Annotated in this window: 12 protein-coding genes and 2 pseudogenes; 6 read left to right on the top strand and 8 right to left on the bottom strand. The window is 34.7% G+C overall.

Going from position 1 to position 22,573, the window contains the following annotated elements:
- The 5 genes from OPR39_RS01625 to rsmD all read left to right on the top strand — a co-directional run bounded on the left by OPR39_RS01625 (window position 1) and on the right by rsmD (window position 10,273).
- On the top strand, window positions 1-2,388 hold the full coding sequence (locus OPR39_RS01625; RefSeq protein WP_174516845.1) for a TrbL/VirB6 family protein: 2,388 nt from the start codon (window positions 1-3) through the stop codon (window positions 2,386-2,388).
- Window positions 2,385-5,330: a TrbL/VirB6 family protein gene (locus OPR39_RS01620; protein ID WP_174516844.1), complete on the top strand. Its 2,946-nt coding sequence runs from the start codon at window positions 2,385-2,387 to the stop codon at window positions 5,328-5,330. Before OPR39_RS01625 ends, OPR39_RS01620 begins: the two co-directional genes overlap by 4 nt.
- Window positions 5,331-5,419: 89 nt before the next feature.
- The gene (locus OPR39_RS01615; protein WP_265038905.1) at window positions 5,420-8,980 is read left to right on the top strand and encodes a TrbL/VirB6 family protein; all 3,561 of its coding nucleotides are present in this window, start codon (window positions 5,420-5,422) and stop codon (window positions 8,978-8,980) included.
- Entirely contained in the window at window positions 8,970-9,602 is a 633-nt protein-coding gene (locus OPR39_RS01610) for a WD_0853 family protein (protein ID WP_010082417.1), read from the top strand. Before OPR39_RS01615 ends, OPR39_RS01610 begins: the two co-directional genes overlap by 11 nt.
- Before the next feature lie 122 nt (window positions 9,603-9,724).
- Window positions 9,725-10,273 (top strand): 16S rRNA (guanine(966)-N(2))-methyltransferase RsmD, encoded by a 549-nt coding sequence (gene rsmD / locus OPR39_RS01605; protein ID WP_141457227.1) that lies wholly within the window; start codon window positions 9,725-9,727, stop codon window positions 10,271-10,273.
- Here rsmD and OPR39_RS01600 read toward each other — a convergent pair.
- The 3 genes and pseudogenes from OPR39_RS01600 to OPR39_RS01590 form a co-directional block, all read right to left on the bottom strand.
- Window positions 10,231-10,545, bottom strand: a pseudogene (locus OPR39_RS01600) (hypothetical protein); the annotation flags it as partial. The gene rsmD and the pseudogene OPR39_RS01600 overlap by 43 nt on opposite strands.
- A 22-nt stretch (window positions 10,546-10,567) precedes the next feature.
- Window positions 10,568-11,158: a COQ9 family protein gene (locus OPR39_RS01595; protein WP_010082414.1), complete on the bottom strand. Its 591-nt coding sequence runs from the start codon at window positions 11,156-11,158 to the stop codon at window positions 10,568-10,570.
- A 6-nt stretch (window positions 11,159-11,164) separates the two neighbouring features.
- Window positions 11,165-12,718, bottom strand: a complete 1,554-nt coding sequence (locus OPR39_RS01590) for a Mur ligase family protein (protein WP_265038902.1) — start codon at window positions 12,716-12,718, stop codon at window positions 11,165-11,167.
- 726 nt (window positions 12,719-13,444) lie between these two features.
- Here OPR39_RS01590 and OPR39_RS07380 point away from each other — a divergent pair.
- Window positions 13,445-14,385 (top strand): annotated as a pseudogene (locus OPR39_RS07380) (IS5 family transposase).
- A 294-nt stretch (window positions 14,386-14,679) separates the two neighbouring features.
- Here OPR39_RS07380 and OPR39_RS01570 read toward each other — a convergent pair.
- From OPR39_RS01570 to coxB, 5 genes are all read right to left on the bottom strand, one after another.
- Window positions 14,680-17,805 (bottom strand): YhdP family protein, encoded by a 3,126-nt coding sequence (locus OPR39_RS01570; protein WP_015589123.1) that lies wholly within the window; start codon window positions 17,803-17,805, stop codon window positions 14,680-14,682.
- Window positions 17,798-18,235, bottom strand: coding sequence for a ribonuclease HI (gene rnhA, locus OPR39_RS01565; RefSeq protein ID WP_015589124.1), 438 nt, complete (start codon window positions 18,233-18,235; stop codon window positions 17,798-17,800). The genes OPR39_RS01570 and rnhA overlap by 8 nt, the downstream gene beginning before the upstream one ends.
- A gap of 176 nt (window positions 18,236-18,411) precedes the next feature.
- Window positions 18,412-19,299 carry a heme o synthase gene (locus tag OPR39_RS01560; protein WP_015589125.1) on the bottom strand — a complete coding sequence of 296 codons (888 nt, stop codon included), beginning with the start codon at window positions 19,297-19,299 and terminating at the stop codon, window positions 18,412-18,414.
- Window position 19,300: 1 nt separating this feature from the next.
- Window positions 19,301-20,851 (bottom strand): cytochrome c oxidase subunit I, encoded by a 1,551-nt coding sequence (ctaD, locus tag OPR39_RS01555; protein ID WP_015589126.1) that lies wholly within the window; start codon window positions 20,849-20,851, stop codon window positions 19,301-19,303.
- 15 nt (window positions 20,852-20,866) lie between these two features.
- The gene (gene coxB / locus OPR39_RS01550) at window positions 20,867-21,631 is read right to left on the bottom strand and encodes a cytochrome c oxidase subunit II (protein WP_265038899.1); all 765 of its coding nucleotides are present in this window, start codon (window positions 21,629-21,631) and stop codon (window positions 20,867-20,869) included.
- Window positions 21,632-22,573: the final 942 nt, after the last annotated feature.

Here is a 22,573-nt window from a genome sequence, read left to right as displayed (position 1 = left end):
ATGCTAAAATTTTTGCTGATAATACCGTTTTTTTTTCTGTCAGGCTGCGGGGAACATCACTGTATTAAGCCAGAAAATTTATCAGGTTTGCGTGAAAAACTAGATATAGTGTCAACAGAGCAGAAATGGGTTGATTCTGGTGTTAATATCTCAGATAGAATAAGAGTAACAGAGATTGATATAGTGCCTAGTAAGGTTAATTTTTGTCCTAAGCAGTATGCAGATTTTGCAATTGGGCCTGGGAGAAATGACGTTGCATTACCATTTGCACTTAAAAAAGGCGATACGATAAGCTTTAGTGTGATTGGAAGTAAAGTGTGTAAAGATAAAGAGAGTGAGACAAAAATCAGGTATTTGAAAATCGACGAAAAGTGTAGCGAGCAAGAAACGGAACATTTTGCACATGTTTTAAATCAAGAGAAATGCCAAGGTGGCAAGGATGGGATATGTCCTAATAAATATATAATAGGCGATGCGCAATGGTTGAGTGGAAGAGAGTACTGGTTTTCGAAGTTAGATCAAGATGAAAGAAAAAAGGAAATTGAAAATATTATTAACTCTATAAAACAAGGAGAGAATATAGATTGCAGCAAGCTTTCAGAGAGCAGTGCAAGTAAGATAGATACGCACATTTTAAATTCACTCTGTAGACGTATATGTAAATTTTCTTCTGGTCGTAGAGGCGAGGATTGCGTGTATATTGAATATAATAATATAGAAATTGAGCTATTCAATGCTTTAAATTCTAGTGGTGAATCTGTTGTTGCTGAAATTATTAGTAACGTATTAAAGGGAAAACAGGTAAAAACTGACATTACATTTCTAAAAGTTGGTATGGATAATGAAACTCTTGAACACATTCCAGGTGGTGGTTTATGTACTAGTTGTGATCATAAGATGGAGAATGACCATCAAATACCAAGTTTAACTTTTAGTCTATGTAGCAGAAATGACAAGAGCTGCTACAATACAAATGACAAAGGCGGGTTCAACATAAGAGTAACGAAGAACCATAGTCTGGAAAATAGCTTGTATATAAGTGTTTCCGATAAATTCCCTGAGCATAAGCCTGGTGAAAATCAAGCGGATATATCTGTAGATATCAGCAAAGTTCATGACATGGAAAACTTGAAAGGAAAATTAAAAGACAAAACAGGCACCATATATTACGGAATAAGAGACCATGGCTGCGATTACAAAAATGAAGGTCAGTTTAGCATTAACCTAACAACTCAAGAGCCACCTACAAAAACTTTTAGTGCAATATATAATTTCTTTGATGAAAAAGTGAAAACTGCATTTTTCGGCTCTAATTATAAAGACCCTAACGCAATTCACTCTGATACTAGTCCTGTAAAGTCTCTTTACGAAAGTTTTATAAAATCAAGCAGAACAAATACCATTAGATCTACTATAATATCACTATTAGTACTATATATAATCTTATATACTCTTTATTACTTTTTTGGATTAACTCATATTTCTATATATGAGTTTTTAATTATATGCGTAAAGATAGGAATCATCGCTCAGCTATTGCAGGATAATAGCTGGGACTTTTTTTATAACAACGCATTCTCTATATTTATTAACACTCCAAAACAACTAATAGAAATAGCAAATTTTAGAGGCACTACTTCAAATGTTTTTGAGTTTCTTGATTTGCCGCTCAATAGGTTCTTGTCATCGCATTCAGTATTGTTAATAGTATCTCTTATATTTTCTGGCCCTTTGGGCATTGTATCTTTTTGCTTGGTGATTTGGGGTTTAATCACAGTGAGCTTATCTATTTTTAATGCCTTATTTTCTTTTATTACATCTATAGCAATAGTTGCGTTATTACTTTCTTTAGCACCTATTTTTATTATTTGTCTTTTATTTGCGTATACTAGGCAGATGTTTCAAAACTGGGTTAAAAATTTAGCAAGATTTGCAATTCATCCAGTGGTCCTTTTAATTTTTATATCACTGATAAGTCAGGTTATGGATTATATTGTGTATTCAGTATTTGATTTTGAGGTCTGCTCTACATGTATACTTAATATTAACCTAAAGATTTTTAACCCTTGTATTTTTTATGGTTATGCTTCCAAATATACACCTAATATTACCGCTATGATGGCTTTTGTTATTTTGGGACACGCTATGAAAGCTTTAGTTGAAGCTTCTTCGGCAATATCTGACTCGTTGTTTGGTGCTTATGTAGCAAGCGAACCTGGAAGACAGTATCAACAAAGCTTAATGGGAACAGTAGGGTTAGATGAACGAAGCGTTCAAAGAAGAGAAAGAGGAGATGCCTCTCAACAGTCAGGTACGTCAAGACCTCAAATACCACAAGGGACTCAAAGGTCAACGCCTCAGATACCACAACCAGGAAGACAGCAATGATAAGTAAAAGATCACTATTATTGATACTGTGTCTTGCAATCACTGGTTGTAATATGGATTGTGTCGAGCCTGGGTTGCAGAGCAAAAACACCAGCGTTAATGTGGATGTTCCAGTTCGTAAAGCCGATAAAATTCATTGGGTTGATTCTGGTCAGGTAATTAGTCAGGGTGAGAAAATCAAATTCACCCTCGATGGATCAGTAAATTTTTGCCCTTTTAAAGAAGACAAAAATCCAAGGAAAGTACTTGTGCCAGCTAGCTTTTGTGCTGATGGCTCAGAACCAAATTATAGTAAGGCTGCGGATATTAATAGTGTACCTAACAATTATGGTGTTAATGAAAGTAAAAACGAACTATGTGGTGGCAAAGGATTTGGCAGCAATAGACGTTATGTGGACACTGGAATTAAAGTAAATCCTGGTGACAAGTTAAGCTTCAGCTTAGTTCCCAGAAAAATAACAATTGATTACGACAATCCAGAAGGGAAAGGCATCAATTTTGATGACAATTGTTATAAAGCTGTAGAAAATGACCGTAAGGAAACTGTATATAAGAAAGCTACAGTGAGTGAAGTACATCAGGGGGGAGAGTTTTTTTGTGATGGTAAAGATGGTACAAAAAATAAAATACAATTTTTACCTCTTGATAAAACAAAAGCAAAGGAAAGCAAAGTGCTAGTTGGCAATGGGTATACCCCATATGATAATAAGGTGCATTTTAATAAAGGTTATATTCAAGACAACGAACCATGGGTATATGGTTCACTACTTGATTTACGCCGCGCTAAAATAGGATTGAACGAGTTATGTGATGGAAAAAACTGTAGTCTTGATGAGAGAAAAAAGTACTCCTCCTATGAGCTTAACTGTTACCATCAAAATATATGCTATACTGAGAAGGGTATATGGAACTATGGTTTAGGTCAAGCAGGAGAACGGAACTGTGTCTCCTCTATAAGGTATAAGAAGTACGATAAAGGAAATAAATGTGATATGTATTCTTATCTAGAAAAAATGGAAGGGAATGTTAAAGCAGGTAGTTTTACTGAAGATGATAAATCTTGGGCTGAGGCTCTTGTTGCAAAAATTGGTGATCCTGATGATAAAAATATCGCTAAAGGTATTCAATGTCTTCCAAAGAAAGAGGGTGCAAAAGGGGATAATATGTGTTTGCAAATTGGCGATAACAATAAATTCGAGGATTTTTCTCTGGAATTGAACAATGATTATCCAGTAAATGACGAGGTAACGCCCGGTAGTAGTGTGATGCTCGCTATCGCAGATTATGGTCATTATTACTATAATAGAGGAGGGTACCATGTTAAGGTGACTAGATCATGTGAATATATTAATGGCGAAAAATTATATGTATATTTAGGTGATGAGCCACCTAAAGATTTGCATGGTGTGGGAACTAATGATTTTAAAGTGGTAGGAGTGAGAGAAAGAGTAAACGGAAAAGATGAGTACACCATATTAGATGTAATAAGCGGAGAACACTTTCAGAACGAAGAATCTAAGAAGATATATTTCGGCATCAATGTAAGCAACGTAGAGAGAGATGACATTACAGATAAAAATGGCAAATATTATGAAAATAATAAGTACACAGTAACTTTATTTGTTAAAAGAAAAATTAATGATTTTATTTCATCGAATGTAAACGGGGTATTTAAACTTATAAAAGAAGAAGTAATTGGGGACAGCGTTAAAGATTCATACAAAGGATATGCAAGAGGTCTTCTTCAAGGGGTAAGAGCTTTGCTTACTCTATACGTTATATTTACTGTCGTTGGCTATATGCTTGGAACAATACAGCTAAGTAAATTTGATTTCATTGTAAGAATGTTCAAGATAGCATTTATAGCTTTTGCCTTTAGCGATAGAAGCTGGGAACTTTTTGGTACAACTTTATCCAGACTTTTTATAGATGGTAGCACTTATTTAGTTGATAGTTTTTCTGGCTATGTAGGAGAAGGGGAGAGAAAATTTGCATTCTTAGACTTGACAGCAGGAGTATTATTCACAGCAGAAACTTGGCTAAAGTTTTTATCGTTGATGCTTTCTGGTCCTTTTGGCGTTATTGCATTTTTGGCAATACTCTGCGCTACTTATGCGTTTTTAAAATGCATTATTAGTGCTACATTGAAATATGTAATATCTACTGTTCTAGTAGCGTTTTTACTGTCATTAACACCTTTATTTATCGTATTTATTCTATTTCAAAAGACTAAACCCTTGTTTGATAATTGGATAAAAACGTTGGCTCATGTTTCATTAGAACCAGTCATTTTATTTTCATTTTTATCTCTTTTAAATCAGTTGATGTATTCAGTTTTATATAACCTCACAAATTTTTCTGCATGCTATCAATGTTTAATTAGCGTAAATTTCTTATCGTATGATCTGTGCTTGATGAAATCAATACTGCCTCTTGGATACAGTCCTGGCACTAGCGTTGATGTTGCACTCAGTACCGGAGAAAGGGCTGGTGGACACTTTGCAGCATTACCTATAGACCTAATCCAGGCGTTTATATACCTCATTATTGCCGGTGCAATGGAAGCTTTTGTTTCTATATCGGAAACTATGGTACAAACACTATTTAGCTCTGGTTATGGAGTTACTGGCGGTGTTGGTACAGTTGCTAAGAGCGCATCGCAAGCTATGCTGTCAACCGTTGGCCTTGATGATAAGACCCAAAGTATGATACAGAGTATCAAGCAGAAAATGAGTAAAGATCGGGGAAAAATTGAGGCTAAATTACCTAACACACCAAAGCAACCAGACAAAAAAGAAGATTCTAAAGGAAGTTCTGATAAAACAACGAGTGATAGACCTAAAACATTAAAACAATCAGATCAGCAAAAAAATTTTGATGAAACAATAAGAAGTGATCCTAGTGCTAAAGCTAAAAACAAGGAAGAAAATGGAGAGGAGTAAGATATAAATGATATTATGGAGTAACTAATTAAAAAGATATTTTAAGTAAAGTTTTAGAAATTTATTCTGTATTTGGAAAAAGTTTAGATATGCAATCACGTTTAGGCAAATGTTGGTTTAGGGTATTACTTCTTGCAGCTTATGTGCTGATCACAGGTTGTAGTAAAAACGATATGCCTTTTCCAAGGTGTATATCTGCTGACTATTTTGGTCCTAAACCTATTGCAGTAAGCGCTCATTTTTCAAGCGACCACGATGCGTTTATTCCAGGAGATGGAGAAGTTGTTGATCCTGAAACTGGTGAAATTAATTATGGTTTTCACCATAACCAAGTGGTGGAGTGGGAGGATACCGGGCTCGAAACCAATGGAGATAGTTTAAAAGTGCGAGTGAATGGTGCATGGACATCTTGGAGTAATAATAACAAGAAGGAATCTAAAAAAGGCAGTTATACCTTACAAAGCTTGGAGCAGTTAAAATATGCAACTAAATTTGAAGGCAAGTCAGGTGATAATAGTCTACCTGACTTTCACTTAGTTTGTAATGATTACAAACCTAGTGCGCCACAGAAAATTTCAAGTAAGTCTAATGCAAGTTGCACTGTAAAGTGCAAGTGCATTAATGAAGATGATAGCGCAAATACAGTATCACGTGGTGCTCCATGTTGGTTTACCAACGGTCATGGTGCTTATCTTTTGTTTCAAAGGCCTGGTGACGATAGTCCTAACAAAGATTTGAAATCTATGCGCAATCCTTCATCTCCTACTGTACATCTAGGTTACAACTCCGTGGCAGAGAATGGGAGCGGTCTTTTTGCTTTAGAAAGAGATAGCACTAAATTAAAGGACAGAAATTGTGACCCGGTGAAATTAAAAAAGGGATGGAAAATATATGTAAAAATATTAGATAGATATTACTTAGATAATGTAGGTGGCTACTCTTTTGAGTTCTTAAGTGGAGTGCGGCAACCGAGTGGGGTTGAGTTTTTTGATTATATTTATAACTATCTAAAATGTGTATTATTGATTAACGAAAATTGCAAAGAACATTTTAATAGCAATGATCCTGCAGTTGCACAAGCTATGTTCGAAAATATAGCTGAAAAAAGTACGAGCTTTCACAATTTTGTTCTTTCCTTGCTTGTTCTATTTGTAATGATTTCATCGCTTCTTTATCTTTTTGGCATGATACAAGAAAATAAGCATGATATGCTCATCAGAATGATGAAAATCACTCTAGTAATAGTGCTTATATCTCCTGGAAGTTTTAGATTTTTCTATGATCATTTTCTTGTTTTATTTGTTAAAGGTCTTGAACAATTGATAAGTATAATTACTAATTTTGCTCCCAACATGAACACCGGAAGTATTGTTCAAGGAGATGAAGCTAAGTTGTTTAGCTTCATGGAGGACATGTTCAATAAGTTTTTTGCTTATTCTGTTTGGAAAAAGTTTGCAGCGTTTTTACATTACCAAATGTGGGCAAGCCTTCTTATGATACCGGCAATTTTCATAGGGATTGTGCTATACTTCTTGCTGTGCTTATATGCTTACATAATATTTCTCTCTGGTTTTATGGGTATAGCTTTTCTTATAGCCATTATGCCACTGTTTCTAATTTCTATTTTATTTTCACCGCTGAAAAGTCTATTTGAAGGTTGGATAAAATTCTGCATCAGCTTTTGTTTACAGTCGATTATGATATTTGCTCTCTTGTCATTACTGGCTTCCATTATAATGAATACCTTTTATAGGCAGTTAGGTTTTACTGTATGCTACAATAAATGGTTCGAGGTAAAGTTATGTGCTCCAAAATGGGTGTTTGGTGGTTTTTGTATCGTTGATAAGCAGTACTTTGGTTGGACCCCAGGGCAAATTTTCGTACCTTACACTCTTGGAGAAGCTTCTCCGCTGAACGTAGATAAGAACATAGAAGGTATAGAAAAGATAAGCAGAGAAGGTGGTACAATAAAATTTACTGGCGGTGCTGGGTATATCCCTCTTCCACCGGATTACATTGAAAAAGGGTTTCGTTATATAGATTATCCTTTCTTTAACCCAATTCCTGGTACTAAAGAGAATCCAGCAGACCATTATATTGCAGAAAGTGATATGGTAGTAGATAATAGCTGTAGTGTAAAAGATTTAGTGCGTTTAACAAATAGTTTATCCCATGCATCAGAAAAAGCTGATATCTTATTATTGATTAATAATATAAGTAAAAAGACAGAAATCTATTGTAAGCAGCCAGGAAATGAAAGCAGGTGTACTAATTACAAGGAAATCATAGAAAAAGTAATTCTACAGCCAAGTTTAAAAAGTGAAATAAAGTCTTTAGTGCAAGATATAATTAGACAAGATGGGAGCTGCCAATCACAGAATTTTTATAAGGTAAATAGAAACTATCAAGAAAATAGTGATTACCAAAGGGTGCAAGACATACAGAGAGGTTATTTAATCAATGCAGGGGAAATCTTTGTATTATTCCTGCTTTCATTTTTAATGTTCTCTTTACGCGAGTTCGTACAACAAATGGGCTCAAGTATCGCTGGTGGTGGATTCAGCGTTTACAATATATCTAGTATGTATCAGGCATCGCCTTTGACTGGCATAATGGAAGAATTCAAACAGCAGTGGCAAAATTTTGCTGGTAGAGGACTTGAGTCTTTAGGCAGTTGGGCTACTCATTTACCGGATAGATTAGCCGGAGGTGCAGCTAATCTGCTGGGGAGAGTACCAAGAGTTGGAGGAGTGCTGAAATACGCTATTGATGTGCCACGTAAATTTGTAGGTGCTACTATTGAAGCAACAAAATTTGCAACATCACCTAAAAATGACGTTGATAAACTTGAGGAAAAGATCTACAGGGCATTTGGAGTTGATAAGGAAGATATTACACACAGAAGGATCGGTAAATATTTAGATTATTATAAAGGATACGTAGGATCACATTTGGGCTATACAATAGAAGATGCTATGAAGTTTACTTGGGAGCATGGCCTTGATTCTATAGGAGTTAGCCGTCGTACAGGAGAAAAAGATGGTTATCCAAATAACTTACTTTTTAGAGCAAAATCGCATAGGCAAGATTTCTTGAATAAGCTTCATGATGACACCATAGGCCGTAAGAGAGAACCAGAAAAAGACAATCCTGATCAATCAAATAAGGTAGAACGAGAGTTAGGCACGGAACTAGTAAGAGATAACCATGATCAGCCACTAGAAGAAGGCGACCCTCTTCGACTACGAGGGGGAGGTCAGCCAGATAAGGTAGTACGAGAACTAAGCACAGAACAAGAAGACAAGCCTAATCAACTACAGCATGATCAGCCAACAGAAGAAGATAAGCCTGATCAATCAAATGAAGTGACACGAAATTTAGGCACGGAACCAAAAGGTTCAGATGAAATTGATGATTTTGGATCTGCTTTTGAAGGTATGGAAAAACGTGCTGAAAGAGAAGGCAGAAGAAATCAAGATAAAGTTTATAACCTCTCACCACTTTTTGAAATGAACACTCCAGAAGCTGTAGAAAAACGTGCTGAAAGAGAGGAAAAAAGAAATCGAGAAGACAGTAAAAGGAAATTACCGGAACCAATGAGGAAACCAGATGCAAAAGGAGATGAGAAGAGGATTGAAGATGAAGACTAATAAAAATTTCAAAGGCCTTGATTATTATAAATTGCAGCAAGACAAAGATGGCAACATAAAGTTAAATGACTACGACGACATTTTAAATGCGCGTAGGGCAAGGGTAGACTTGTTGCGGGATAACACATCACTTGACAAGGATGTCAATTTTGCTAAATTGAATAAAGCTTTGAGTGAGAAATTTGTAGATAATCATAGTTTATTGTCTGAATTTGATAAGGAAGACAAAGAGATTGTACAAGAAAGGATTAAGGTGTTTAGTATTTTAGAAAGTCTTGAAGACCTTAAAAGCGTGAAAAGTGAAGATCTGTTAGAGGTTAGCTTACTGCTGTCAGATCTTAGCTTCATAGAGAGAAATGTTGTACTAAATACCGATCAGAATTCTGATCTAGCAGGATTTAAAAACCTATTTATTGAAAAAAAAGCATCTGGTGAAGAGTATAGTGAAGAAGAATGTAGAGGCTTTCTTGATAATATAGATAAAATCAATACTATAATTAAGTTAGAGTTAGAAAGCAGAATTGAAGGGCTAAATCATGATGAAAAAAATGATCATGATGATTTACAAGATGAGATTGGTCAAGCAATTAATGCAGCAGGCAAATCAGAAAAAGATAACTGATGAGTCTTGTGTTTGTGTTTTTCTTACAAGCGACTCGATAGCTTCTCTCTATTAAACTGCTAAAGCCATATTGACATTAATCATATAGTATAAATAATTAATTATTTTGGAGCTTATTTAATATGCTACGCATCATTGCAGGCAAATATCGCGGAAGAAAAATAACTACAGGTAAGCATTTAGCTGCACGGCCAACTATGAGTATTGTCCGAGAAGCAATATTTAATATGCTTTCCTCAAGAAAACCTATTTATAACTTGAATGTACTTGATTTATTCTGTGGTAGTGGTTCTTTTTCATTTGAAGCGCTTTCTCGCGGCGCTAAACATGCATTTATGGTAGATTCAGATTATTACAATTTGCAATTGCCTAAAAAAACAGCAGAAGATTTTGGAATTACGGACAATGTTACGCTAATTTGCTGCAGTGCTAACTGCTTACCACAACCTATTTCAAAATGTGACATAGTTTTTATAGACCCACCTTACAATAGCAATCTAGTTGAATCAACGTTGAATGGACTAGCTCACTCAGGCTGGTTAAGTGATGATGCATTGATAATTCTAGAGATTAGGAAAAACGAAGATTTTGAGTGCAATAAAAACTTCAGTATAATCTTGGAACGCACCTACGGTATAGCGAGAATAATTTTTCTTTCTCTATTAACTTGAACTTGCATATACTTTTCATTGATGAGTTCCAGTTCTATTTTCGTCAAGTTTCCGGAGAAATTACTTATTCTGTACTGCCCTAGATCAAAATTTTTATTAAATTCAGAGTCTATTAAATATTCATGTGCTTCTTCAATAAATTTATTTTCTTTTTCTTCGTAACTGGTGTATTTTGTTGTACCATTATTATCCTCACGATAAACTAAATGTTCTTTATGATCAGCATGAATATTTTTATTTTCACAAACCTTTTCAGGATCGTGCTCAAGTACTTTTCTACCAACAATCAATAGCTTATAAGAAATTTCCTATGATTCCTTTTAAGCGAGTTTTGAATTTTTGAAATGTCATGACATTGTTGATACGGTTATCAAGAAACGATAAAGTATCCACAAAATCTTCTGAATAATCATTGATAAAAAAAAGTATCGTACTTAAGTACACTCCAGCTAATATTGCTCTTTTTGTATAGTAGTTAAAATCTGTTGATTGGTCATGAATGCCATACCAAATCGCACTAATAGTTCTGTATAAAAGTTTACTAGAAAAATATGTATTTTTTGGTGATACGGAGAATGATAAAACATTTTTTAAAAGTTCTCTATAATTCGGTAGCTTAGCATAGTTTGAAAGGTGTATTTGAATAGCTAACTTTACTCGCTCTCGCACTTTCATATCTTCTAAATTAGAATTTCTTAATTCAGCTTCCATTGAGCTATTTAAGTCCTCTGCTATGTGCTCCAAAGCGCTATATATTCCATTCTGAAATTTGCAAAAGCTATTAGCTAGATTAAGGTCAGTGCACACCTTTAATAGGGTTTCATCGCTTATCCCTTCAAATGGAATAACCCTAATTAGCTTATCTATTATTAACTTTTGTTCCACGCAACATCATACTAAACAGCATGTGTGATTGTACCTGAGATTTTCAAACATTCTACAAAATGCTTCACCGCGTTCCTCGAAATTTTTCCATCGATCAAAAGAAGCACACGCGGGAGAAAGTAATATTGTTACTTCTTCTGCGCTATTTAAGGCCTCTTCAAAAGCCAATCTGAATGCATCTTCTAGATTGCAACATTTAACATAATCTACTTTATTCTCCATAACATTTGCAAAAGCTTCGGTTGATTCTCCAATAAGAAAAGCTTTTCTAACCCTTGTAAAATGCTTGCTTAATGATTCTATTCCACCTTTTTTGCTTCTTCCACCAGCGATCCAATTTATGTTTTCATAAGATAAGATCGCCTTTTCGCTCGATTTTGCATTAGTTGCTTTGCTATCGTTCACGAAAAACACATTTCTTATTTTGCCAAGCAGTTCATTCCTATGCCTCAGTCCTGAAAAGGACTTGATTCCATTGATAATAGTGTTGCTATCTACTCCAAGTACCTTACATACGGCATATGTGGCTGCTATGTTTTCTGCGTTGGATATTAGGTTTATTTTCACGTCGCTTACTGATAAGCTATGATTCTCTAGTTTTAACGAGATCTTCTGGATCCCAGTGCCCCTTTTGTCATCCAAGTAGCTGACACTGGGATCCAGATAATTTCGATCTATACCAGCAATCTGTTCACTATAATCAAGCAAATTGTTACCTGCCAATGATATTAGATCTCTTGCACCACCCTCTGTCATCTGAGTAGTTGGCAATGGTTTTTCTTTTCTGGATTCCAGCGTCACGCGCTGGAATGACATCGGGGAATATGTTACTGAGATTGGAATTTTGTCTCCAGTGAATTTGTTGAATATATCAGCAGTAATCTCATTGTCACATCCTATTACGGCAACCTCACTACCGTTTATCAGTTTTAATTTAGTTGCTATGTAGTTCTCCATACTTCCATGCCTATCTATGTGATCTGGTGTAATATTGAGCAGTGCTGAAATGTCCACGTTAATTTCATTCATCAACTCCAATTGAAAAGAGGAGAGTTCGATTACATAAATTTCTGCATCTCTTTCTAGATCCAAAACAGGAACGCCTAAATTTCCACCAATAGCTACTTTTTTCCCTGCAGATTTTAATATGTGCCCTATTAGTGATGTAGTGGTTGATTTACCATTTGTTCCTGTGACGCCTATTACCTTCTGGTTCGTAGTTTTAGCTTCAAGAAATAGCTCAATGTCTGATTTTATTTTGCAATCAAATCTCCTTGCAAGTTTTACTATCCAATGTGGCTCTGTTGGCACTCCAGGGCTTAAAACCAATGCACTGATCTCATGCCAATTGTATTCCTTGGGATGAATAAAATTACATTTTTTATACATCATTTTTGTATTTGCTATTTGCTCTTCATGATCATCCCATGCATATATTCTTGCACCACTCTTTGTTAGAGCGTTAATGGCGGATAAACCAGTTTTACCAAGACCAAAAACCGCGACGTTTTGATTTTTGTATTTGTTTAGTTGCACTGCTAGATAACTTATGCGAACCATTTTATAAAGATATCGTACAAATTACAACAGACTTCTTTCGTAGGTTACAACTGTCATTCAATAGAAACAAAAACTTCCTTGACAAACTCCGCCAGCCCCCTTATCATGGTACTGAAGCTATTTATTTATCTTCGCAATCTGTGCAGGTTAATGACAAAAAACTTAGGGTATTTGGCGTCTCATGTTTAATTTTTCGCACTACGTGCATCGCATGTCTTTAAAAATCTCTGGGTTTTTACCTATATAAGCCGAAACGCGCTTACAAAGCGTTTAAGACAGCAAAAAACGTCAAATTGACAAGGGAGAATTTGAATGCTAGCTACTACGGGGTTTCTTTGCCTTTTTTCCTGCTTAGTAAATTTCTTAAACACTTGCGGTGTAGGTTAGTTGCAAGTTAAAAGCAGCTAAATCGCTCTTAATCAAGCGTTTTAGAATAAAAAAAACGCCGATATTTTAGTACATAGTAAATAGCCAACCACCACGGGGCTTCTTTTGCCTTTTTTTTATTTGGTAAATTTCTTAATATTTATGGCTAAACGACAATCGTCATCCCGCTACTTGTTAGCAGATACCGCGGCGGTATGACGTAGAAGTTATACTTTTATGCTTACCAACTTAATAAAATTCCTGATCCCAGTGGGCTTTGTTGCATCGCTCAAGTGAAAAGAACTGGCAGTTACTGACAAAATTCATTATAAATAGCCATTTAACTGTTGAAGAAAAAATATGCCACAAAAAATGAGAGTCAGTAACTGCCATGAATATAACAAATTTCTCCAAGAAAGAGGAAGCATTTTTTGTTATATCAATGACGCCATAGAAAATTGGTACGAGAATTGTCCAAAAATGCAGGGCGGCAACTATATTTATAGTGATAAAGTTGTGATTTTGGTGCATATAATCGTCAGTTTCTTTAGAATTGGTTTAAGACAAACAGTCGGGTTTATAAAAGGGTATTTGCAACAAATAGGAAGAGATTTGGCAGTTATCAGCTATTCACAAGCATCAAGAAGGTTTAAGAAACTTAATATTAAGATAAATGATTGCAGAAAATAATATGGAAGACATCGAAATTGCTATAGACAGTACAGGAATTAGTATATACAACAACACTCCTGGTCATAGCAAAGAAAATAGCGAAGATAGAAAGTATCGCAGCTATGAACAGACAAGAAAATTGCATGTAATGTTGAATACAAACAGCAAAAAAGCCATAGCTGTAAAATACAGTAACGGCTGATCACTATGGAGCTTGTGATTTGCTAAAAGAAGTCGATTTTCAGCATGCCATAAAAGCACTATATGCAGATAGAGCATGTGATAGGCACAAGTTTTATAAGTTGTGTAACGAATATGATATAAAGACAAAAATTCCACCAATAAACAATGCGGCAGAACATCCAGAAATAGATTATATGTCTGACAGGAATGCTGCTATTAGGTTAATAAAATTATACGGTGAAGATGGCATGAAAGAATGGAAAAAAGAAGTAAATTATGGGAAAAGATCTTATATTGAAGGGTTTTTCTCAAGATTAAAGCAAATATTCGGATTTAGTTTTAGGAATAAATCTGAGATAAATCGAGAAAAAGAACTGCCAATCAAATGCTATTTGCTTAATAAATTCACTGATATTGGTATGGCTAAATTTGAGATAGCTTCATAAATTTATTGTGCGTTACCTACTATCCGAAGAGCGATGCAACAAAGCCATCCCAGTGTCAAGCACTGGGATGACACCCATTTGTTCCTATAGTTGTCTTTTCTCGTCTACCTTATTTTGCCACTCTACTGAACAGATACAATTTACAACCACCCCCCTACCCTTTTTAGTTGTTCAGCAAATATAGAGAGGTTAAAGGGAGTGGTATTACTTAAACAACTAAATAAAAAACCAGGTAGATCATTCTGAAATTCTTGCATTTTTGTCCATAATTTTGTTAAATAACTTCCCTTTTGGTCATATCGAACCAAATTTCTTTTTCACACCACCTTTTAAGCCACTTTCGTTAGTTTTTGTCATAATGCGATCAAACACTCCCAATAACCTCTTTAATAGGTTTGGAGTTAGCGAAGAGATAAGATCAACAGATACGTTATTGTTTTTGTCATCACCACTTGCTTTATAGTCTATTGAAACGATTCCCCTACTTTTCCCACCAGTAAGAAGTTTTCCAATTATAGGAATTTTTAACAAAGATTTATTAATTGAATATGCTGGTATTACTTGTCCTGCAACCTGGAATTTATAATTTCTAATATCGAGCTTACCACCAGTGCTAATACCTAACTCCGCCCCTTCAAGCCAAGATTCTTCAATTTCAATAGTGCCATCTTTGTATGAAAAAGGTGCATTACATTTGTAAAAGTATACACCTTCATTTTTTATGGCATTTACAATGCCAGGCAATGAAGACATCGACAATAAAGTAGTAAGTAGTGGAGCATCTTTGATGTAGAAATTGCTAATGGATAACGTACCATAATGTTCTCCACTTTCTCTCTGAGGAGAGAGATAAAAAGACAATTTGCCGTTTTTAATTGATTTACTAATGCCTAAGGAACGCAAAAGCATACCTGAATTATCCGCATATATTTCGAGCCCTATTCCACTGTATTCTGCTAGTATGTTGCTGCTATCTTCCAGAAACTGCCCTGTAAATTGACTTCCATTGCAATTACCTTTAGTACAGGTTACATTCAGCTTAGCATTTTTGATAACGATGCCTTCTTTCATAATTACATTGTCAACATTCATACTAATCTCTATATCTTTATTTAATCCATTACTGTTTTTGCCAAGCAAGCCTAAAATATCACTTAAGTTAATTTCCTCACCATAAATAGTTATGGCATTTTTCTCCTTACCTGATTCAATTTCTATACTAAAATCATTATCAGGCAATTTAAAGCTACTAGAATTTAAATATAAATTTCCATTTTCTACTCTTCCGCTGAATTTTATATCTAGGTCATTTCCTACAATGTCTAATTTATCTACTAACAATTCACCTGCTCCTTTTAACCTTGTAGAAAACAAAATTTTATTGTGATCTTCAAAGCGATTTTTCCACCCTAAGTAGCTTGAATGTGATTCAAATTCTGATAAATCTATATCACCATTAACATACCCCGTCTTATCTTGATTTATCACTGACTCTAAATTTGCACTGACATAGCCACTATCAAAATTAAATATTTGAGCGGGTAAATCTCCGGTCAAATTCCAGGCGAAACTTTCATTCCTATTGCTACTTTTCAGGTCAAATAATAGCTGTGTGTTATTCACCATACCACTACCATTTAAATCTATAAAGTCACTGCCAAAACTAAGCTTAATATCATATTTACCAAGACTTGCATTATAGACGGCCAAATTGTCAATTTCAGAATGAAAATTTGCTGAGAAGTCTACTTTTTTGTCATCAGCATTTAGATTAAAAATGCGAAAATTAAATACGGATTTTGCCATTCCACTTACTTTATCCCTTTCAACCTTCACCACATCATCCAGCTTAAATCTTATAGGCTCATATAAACCATACGCATCACTTACAGCTTTGCCATTAATGGTTAGAACTGAATCTTCCTTATTTAGAGATTTCATTTCAATATCACCACCATTAACAGTGAAATTCTGAAACTTAGCGCTATTTACAGTAATTTCAAGATCGTTATTCTTGATGATCAAATCACCCTTTAATTCCTTTACTTGCTCAAAATCTTCATCAAATTTTACGCTACCGTTTTCTATATCAGCAACAATTACAATGTCTGACAGATCGTCATCAACCAAATTGTTAATTTTGCCATTGAAACTTACAATGGTATTTAAAACATCCCCATCAATATTATCACAATACCAGCTTTTAAATTTACTATTTACTACACTATCTGGTATATAAGTACATAAATCCTTTGCAGCAAACTTACTAATATTAATTCTAAGCAAAGCATGACTTGTACCAAAGTTCATTTTGCCTATTAAAGAGAGATACGTGTCATTTAACTTAAAATGGAAGTTTTTTACACTAATAATTCCATTACTATATGTTAAATTTATATTTACATTAGTTAAGGCCAAATTTTTGTTCAAATAATTTTCTGTATTCAATACGTATATATTTCCATCTACAATTTCATCCTTTTTATTAATTTTCACTGAGAAGCTTCCTTTGAATCCTATATTTTTGTCCAAATTGTAGCTTTTAACTAATGTAGAAAACTCGCTTAATAGTCCCAATTTTAGATCATAAAATGTCCCGTACACATTTAGCAAATTGTTGCGATTTTTTATCGTAATTGATAAATCATCCAAAAATCCCTTTTCATCTTTTGTATTCACATGAATATCTAAAACATTAAAATCTTCCCCCTTCCCTATATACAATTTATCAATAAAAAATTCATCTTCCGTGCCTTTATTAATAGCGATGTTAGTAAATTCAATTTTTGAATCCGCATTTAAGTCAAAAAAAAATTCCCTTATTGTTTTTAATAGATTTTTTGCACTGCTTTCTGTCATCTTGAAATTCTTCCCTGTCATCCCAGTATCTTTTTTTCCTGTCATCCCAATATCTTTTTTTCCTGTCATCCAAGTAGCTTGACTACTTGTTTCTTTTTTTCTAGATTCCAGCGTCACGCGCTGGAATGACACCGAAGGAAGGCGGTTATTACTTAAATAATGATTATCCAAAAGGTCTAATGAGTTTTGCGGATTAACATTAATTTCTTCTCTCTTGATATATACACGCACATTATCAGCTAAAACTTGAGAAAATTTTATGTTACCTTTAAATAAGGAACTTAACTTAAAATGTACAAAAAGCTCAGGAACTTTTATAGTAAAATTAGGGTTTGCTATTGCCAAATCTGTAATGACTAAATACGGATCTTTGCTACCTTTCTGCCAAACAACTGAGGTATTCTCCACATTAACGCTTGAGCCAACAAATATTTTTGATATTTTATGTTTAACATAAAAATTAACATAATTAATATTGATTTCTAAAGGCTTTAAAAAAATAAAGAAGCACAATATGAACAATAAAGCTACGGAAAATAATACAGTAATTTTTTTAAGCATTGATTATTGCTTTTCTTGCTAAACTATCAGCCTCCTCATTATACTTATCGCCACTGTGTGCTTTAACCCACTTCCAATCAATTTCGTGTTGTAAAGCAACGTTGTCTAACTCTTTCCACAATTCCATATTTTTTACTGATTTTTTATTACTTGTTTTCCAACCATTCATTTTCCACTTATTTATCCACTCTGTTATGCCATGTTTAACATAGAGACTATCCGTATATAAATTAATATTACAAGAAAATTTCAATACTTTCAGCCCATTGATCACCGCTGTTAACTCCATTTTATTGTTTGTGGTATTTTCTTCTCTACCATAAATGTCTTTTCTATAATCTTGAAATAATATGATAGCTGCCCATCCTCCCGCTCCAGGATTACCAGAACACGCCCCATCCGTATATATTGTCACTTCCTTTTTGCTCATCTTTAACTGTAATGAATTAATAAAGTATATAGTTGCTTCTATGAAAGCACAATTTCTAAAGGTAGTTTAAGCTGCACCTTTAAATTTTATTATAGAAACAAAAAAAAGTGTGACAACGAGCATTACCAAAAGGAAAAGTAAAAAATAGTTTTTATGCTTCTGCCGTTCTTTCATAATTAAAATAAATCAATAGAACAAAAAATAATACTGGCGAATAGGGAAAATAGATAAGAAATTGAATAAGAAAACATTTTTTTCTGTGAGCTGTGGTTCTTGAATCTGAGAATTGATATAGCGTACCAAATAAAAACGCACCCTTCAAAGGTTGCCATGCTTAGATAAAGTAAAGCCTTTTTCAAGAATAGAGCTGGAAGCAAGCTAGTTAGCACCAGCAAAACACTATAAATTAATATATATTTTCTTGTTTTCTTCGGACCATAAACAATATTGAACATTGGAATCGATGCCTTTACATAGTCTTCAGACTTATTTAAAGATAGGGCCCAAAAGTGTGGTGGAGTCCACATAAAAATTACTAAAAATAAAATGAAACTTTCCCAACTTACAGAATTAGTCACAGCTGCCCAGCCAATCATTGGAGGGAAAGCACCTGCTGCACCACCGATAACGATATTCTGCGGAGTGCGTCTTTTGAGCCAGATCGTATATACAAAAACGTAAAACAATATGCTGATTGCAAGTAAAGCAGCAGAAATATAGTTTACTGCTATTGCCATGATAAATACTGATAATATTCCAAGAGTGATACCAAATTCAAGCGCGCTTTCTGCAGAAACTCTACCTGAGGGTATAGGGCGGTTTTTTGTCCTTTCCATGAGCAGATCTATATCTCTGTCATACCACATATTTATAGCACCTGCAGATCCTGAGCCAAGAGCAACACATATAAGAGATATTAATGCTAGAAAAGGATGCATACCACCTGGTGCAGCAACCATACCGGCAACTGCAGTAAATACCACAAGATACATTATCCTTGGCTTCAGCAAACGCCAAAAATCCAGTATTGTTGATTCAACATTTAGCAAAACACTTGTGTACATTCTATTTTACCACTGGTGGCTTTTCGAAAGTATGAAAAGGCGGTGGTGAAGATACCGTCCATTCCAAGGTGTCACCTTTCCAAGGATTATCTCCAGCTTTCTTGCCCCATTTGAAGAGATGTATAACTATAAACACAAAAAACATAACTGAAACAAAGGACATATATGAGCCAATTGAGGATATATAATTCCAAGGGATAAACGCATCAGGATAATCAGGTATACGTCTTGGCATACCAGCTAATCCCAAGAAATGTTGAGGTAAAAAAGTGATATTGGTGCTAATAAAAGTAAGCCAAAAGTGGATTTGACCTAAGCGCTCATTATATTGTTTACCCGACATTTTACCAATCCAATAATAAAAGCCAGCAAAAGCTCCAAATAATGCAGCAAGTGACATGACATAATGGAAGTGAGCAACAACATAATAGGTGTCGTGCAAGAGCTTATCTATTCCACCATGAGAAAGAATTATTCCCGTTATGCCACCGCCAACAAACATGAAAATAAAACCTAGTGCAAATAGCATAGGGGTCTTAAACTCAATTGCTCCACCCCACATAGTTGCAATCCAGCTAAAGACTTTTACACCAGTTATAACACCGATAAAAATTGTGGTAGTGCTAAAAAATGCAGCAGCGTCAGCACTAAGCCCAACAGTGAACATATGGTGAGCCCAAACCATAAAGCCAAATACTGCTATACCTATCATTGCATAAACCATCCCTATGTAACCAAATACAGGTCTGTGAGAAAAAGTTGATACAACCTGACTTATGATGCCAAATGCAGGAAAAATAATTACGTAAACTTCTGGATGACCAAAAAACCAAAATAGATGTTGAAATAACACAGGATCGCCGCCACCGGCAGGATCAAAAAAGGAAGTACCAATATTGCGATCAGTAAGAAGCATAGTTATAGCACCGGCAAGCACTGGTAAGGCAACAATCAACATAAATGCTGTTAACAAGACAGACCAAACAAACAGTGGCATCTTAGTTAATGACATGCCTTTTGCGCGCATGTTAAATATAGTAACTATAAAGTTGATCGCCCCAACAATTGACGACATACCAGCAACGTGGAGTGCAAGTATAGCAATGTCAACTCCTGCACTTGGATGGGACATTACCTGTGATAAAGGTGGATATAAAGTCCAACCTGTACCTGGACCTTCACCAATAAACACTGAGAGAATGAGCAAAATAAAAGATGACACTAATAACCAGAAACTCAAATTATTCATACGAGGAAACGCCATATCTGGTGCGCCAATCATGAGAGGTACAAACCAGTTACCAAATCCTCCCATGAGGGCTGGCATTATCATAAAAAACACCATTATCAACGCATGCCCTGTAACCATTACGTTATATAATTGATAGTTATTGTTAAGTATATTAATGTGCATTAGCTGAGTGCGAATAATCACCGATAATAATCCACCAATAATTCCAGCTAATATGGAAAAAATAATGTACAGTGTCCCTATATCTTTATGATTGGTGGAAAACAACCAACGCTTTATGCCCTTTGGTACGTCACTCATATCTATACTCCAAATTTAACTCACTAATTTTCTATTTTCAATCCACTTATTAAAATCTTCTTTGCTTACTGCTTCAACAACAATTGGCATAAATCCATGGCCTTGACCACACAATTCGTAGCACTGCCCATAATAAACACCAGGCTTTTTGATATTAAACCACGCCTCATTCAGCCTACCTGGTATCGCATCAATTTTTACACCAAAAGCTGGTACTCCCCAGCTATGTATAACATCTCCTGCTGTAACTTGTAAACGAACGTTAGCATTAACGGGTAAAACGATGTTGTTATCAACAGAGAACAGCTTTAAATCTCCTTCGATAAAGTCTTCTTTTCCCTTAATATAACTATCAAATGACACACCTTGATATTCTGGATATTGGTAACTCCAATACCATTGATGGCCAATAACTTTCAGTGTTATATCAGCTTTCGGTATTTCTTCCTGTAGCTTCAGTAATTTAGCGTTTTCAAAGGCTAATATACCAACAATGATAGTTGGTATAACAAACCAAATAATTTCTAAAGGAACACTATGGGTAGTTTTACTTATGTTTGTTACTTTGCTTTTACGAAAGCGAAACGCTATATAAGCAAGCAGCGCCCACACAAAAAGCATTATTGTAACCATCACAAGCATCACAAACGAATGTGACCTAACTACAGCCTCCATTACTTCAGTTACAGGAGCAGGAAATCCAAATTGCCAGGAAGTAGGAGCAGAGGCAACAGATATATTTGAGTAAAATATTATCAATAGTGCAAATAACTTCACCATATCTTTTGTTTGTTTGCTATAAAACTAAGTGATATACTGTATAATAGTATATATAAACTTACTATGCAAATAGAGATTAGTGATGGTTAATAATTTTTTAGCATTCAACAAGTATAATAGTACAATACTAATTGAGGAAAAAAGCATTTACATAAATCTATTGTAAGTAAAAATATTATAATATTTTAAATTAAGTATTTACTTTAAGTAAATTTTATAATAAGTTTAATAGTGTCTGTTACTGCTAATAACCCTCTAGCCTCACACCTAAAAGCAGTAACAGACACTATTAAACTTTATGACAAGTTTATAATCTGTAAGATCAAAGTCTTACAAGTTTCTTTATTTAATTATACATTGCAGTTTGTTAATTAACTTTTAATGCCTATGGTGGCATTTACAGCTTGGACCAAAGGTTTATGTATTATAGAAAATAATTATAAAAAAAACACACTATTTGTATACCATACAAACTTTTTTTATTCTGCATAGCTGAGTTACTAGATTCTGTAAACGAAATCTTTAGAGAAGCCAAATGGGCAAAGTTTCATGAAGGTCTTTGGCATCTCTTAGCATAGATCCCTTACTTAACCGTCATACCGCGATTCATTCGCGGTATCTCAAAGCATAGATCCCGCTAACAAGTAGCGGGATGACGGTTGTCGTTTAGCCATAAATATTAAGAAATTTACTAAATGAAAAAAAAGGCAAAAGAAGCCCTGGGGTTATTATCTGCTTTAAAATATTGGCGTTTTTTATGTTTTAAACGCTTGACAAGCGAGATTCAGCCGCTTTTAATTGCAACTAACTTACGCTGCAAATGTTTAAGAAATTTACTAAGCAGAAAAAAAGACAAAGAATCCCCGAGTTAGCTAGTCTTTTACTATCTCTGTCGAGTATTGGCATTTTTTGATGTCTTGTAACGCTTTATAAGCGCGTTCA

Origin of the sequence: Wolbachia endosymbiont (group A) of Yponomeuta plumbellus (assembly GCF_947251575.1) — a bacterium.
Classification (GTDB): Bacteria; Pseudomonadota; Alphaproteobacteria; order Rickettsiales; family Anaplasmataceae; genus Wolbachia; species Wolbachia pipientis.
The sequence above is the reverse complement of the archived record's forward strand: the minus strand, read 5'-3'. Positions and strand labels throughout refer to the sequence as shown.